The sequence below is a fragment of the Bacteroidales bacterium genome (genome assembly GCA_014860585.1).
Classification (GTDB): Bacteria; Bacteroidota; Bacteroidia; order Bacteroidales; family 4484-276; genus RZYY01.
Genome location: JACZJL010000129.1, coordinates 1 through 2,663 on the forward strand (window position 1 = coordinate 1; position 2,663 = coordinate 2,663).

General features: G+C 43.4%; 1 protein-coding gene. It reads left to right on the forward strand.

Annotated features, from left to right (window positions below):
- A partial coding sequence (locus IH598_13480) for an HYR domain-containing protein (GenBank protein MBE0639523.1) occupies window positions 1-2,663 on the forward strand: 2,663 nt, incomplete at both ends.

The window sequence follows — 2,663 nt, forward strand, 5'->3', positions numbered from 1 at the left end:
CATCATACACAATTACTAATTCAAGTGCTTTTCCTTTAAGCGGTCAGCTGTTAAATCTTCCTTTACCTGCCGATCTTGACAATCAACCTGTAGCCTATTTGAGATGGCTCATGACTGAAAATGTTTCGATCAATAATTCTACGGTCACCAATGATGGAACCAACCGGATTGATGATATTGCTGTCAAAGGCAACTTTATGGTCTCTTCCATTCATGGTGCTGATGATGCGAGTGGTGTTGTTTTCCCTCTGGGTACAAGTTTTGTAACTTATACCATTACCGAGTCTTCAGGTGACCAAAGCTGGAGTTGTGATTTCACAGTGACTGTTGAGGATACGCAGAACCCGGTAATTATTTGTCCACCACCATTGTTTGCTTATATAGATGAAGATAACTGCTCCACACAGCTAACACTTTCATTGCCATTTGTTTCTGACAACTGTAATGGTCCTCTCGTCATCACATACCGGGTTTTTAACCCTGATAACAGCATTAGCCAAACTTATTCTGGTACTCAGCTAAACTACACATTTATTCAGGGATACAGCCAGATAGAGTGGACAGTAACCGACGCGGCAGGGAATACTGATTTATGTTTGCAACAAGTTACTATTGCTGAACTCCTTCCTACCGTTTCTGCCGGTGAAAACCAGGTGATCTGCTCTAACCAGGCATTTACAATTTCAGGTGCAACCGCCACAAACTACTCTTCGATTGAATGGACTACTTTTGGCACTGGTGAATTTATTTCCGGACAAGGCACTTTAACCCCAACTTACACTTTAAGTGCCGGAGATATAAGTGCCGGACAGGTGGTTATCGGAGTTACAGCAACTGGTGGTTGCAGAAGTGTGAGCGATGAGATGGTGCTGACAGTCTGGAAGCAACCTGAGGTTGACGCAGGTCCGGATTTAAGTATTTGTTTCGGAGAAAATGCAGTACTTACAGGAGCAACTGCAACCGATTATCACTTTTTGAGCTGGACATCAAGTGGTAACGGAACTTTTAATTATCCACAAGCATTGAATCCAACTTATACACCAGCTGTTGGTGAATTTGGTGCATTTACTTTAACTCTAACAGCAATTCCCACTGCCGGAACAACTTGTATTGAAGCAGTTTCAACGATGAATTTGTTCATTCATTCTGAGATAACCTTAAATGCAAACATTACCTCAAACACCCAATGCAATGCAGCGATTGGAGAGGTAGTTTTGACAGGAAGTGAAGACGGCATGGTTACGCTTAATGGGGTAAACAAACCATCTCCGGCAATCTTTACAGGACTGGCCGCAGGCTATTATACTGCCTATTTTACAGTAGCCAATGGTTGTTTTGTCGGGAGAAGTTTTAATATCATTAATGTAAACAGTACTTTGGCGGCGACGGTAGAAGTACTTGATCCGGGGTGTTACGGAGGCACAGTAACAGCGACTATCACAGCTTCTGGCGGATCAGGAGTTGGTACATACATCTATTTACTGAATGGCACGGTAAGCAATTCCACCGGAGTATTTCCCGGTCTTGGCCAAGGCAATTACAACGTGTTGGTAACTGATGAAAACGGCTGCACGTTCTCTGTTGCATTTGAAGTTGATCAGCCTGCTCAGTTGGTTGTACAAATCATTTCAATCACAAACACATCCTGTGATGAGTCATCAACAGGAGCAGCCACAGTGAATGCAAGTGGCGGCACACCACCCTATTACTATTTATGGAACGATCCGGGTGCGCAGAATAATTTGACAGCAACCGGACTTTCTGTTGGTAATTACCAGGTTACTGTAACCGATGCCAATGGATGTACTGCCTCAACTACAGTATTTATTTCTTCCGAAGGGAGCCTGGCAATCAATCCAGTTGATGATTTTGGGCCATTTTGCCAGGGTGAATTGGTTCAGCCCATCTTTCTGAGCACAACTCCGGTTAATCCTGCTGTGGTTTATTCGTGGACAGGAGGAGTTGATATTGGTCTTCCTGATGGATATGCAAGCGGTTTGTATCCTGTAATACCTTCATTTGTTGCTGCTGATGATTTCATTACAAGAGAGATTACTATCGTAGCTGTCCTTGATGACTGCATTGCAACCACATCATTTAGTGTAACAATCAGTGACACTGAACCACCGTTATTTTTAAACTGTCCATCCGGTGAAACCTTCACTGTTGGACTCTTTCCGGGCGAATGCGTTGGAAGTAGTATGTGGAGCATTCCCGTAGCAGTTGATAATTGTTCTGCAGTTATTGTCGTTGAGACTTCAGTGGGCGGGCCTTATTATGGAGCCGAATTAACTGCCGGCATCTATACAATCACTTATACAGCTTCAGATGGTGCAGGAAACATTGCTTCTTGTACTTTCTTCATCGAAATAACAGACACAGAGGAACCGATCATTGTTTGCCCAGGTAATACAATGGTAAGCCAAACTGATCCGGACGAATGTCATTGGGCATCTCCGGCAGGTTCACTCACCCCATTGTTTGTCAATAGTAATTGTCCTGCCGAAGTTACCTGGAATGTTGTTTTTCCACTTGATCTGTCCCAGCAAAACATCGTGCTGGCAGGATGGAACTTTGAAAATCCTTTAAAAAGGGTTTCCCCCCACCTTCCATACACTGCCGATGATGGGATAGTATTAAATAAAGATATTGCTGCAATAAGT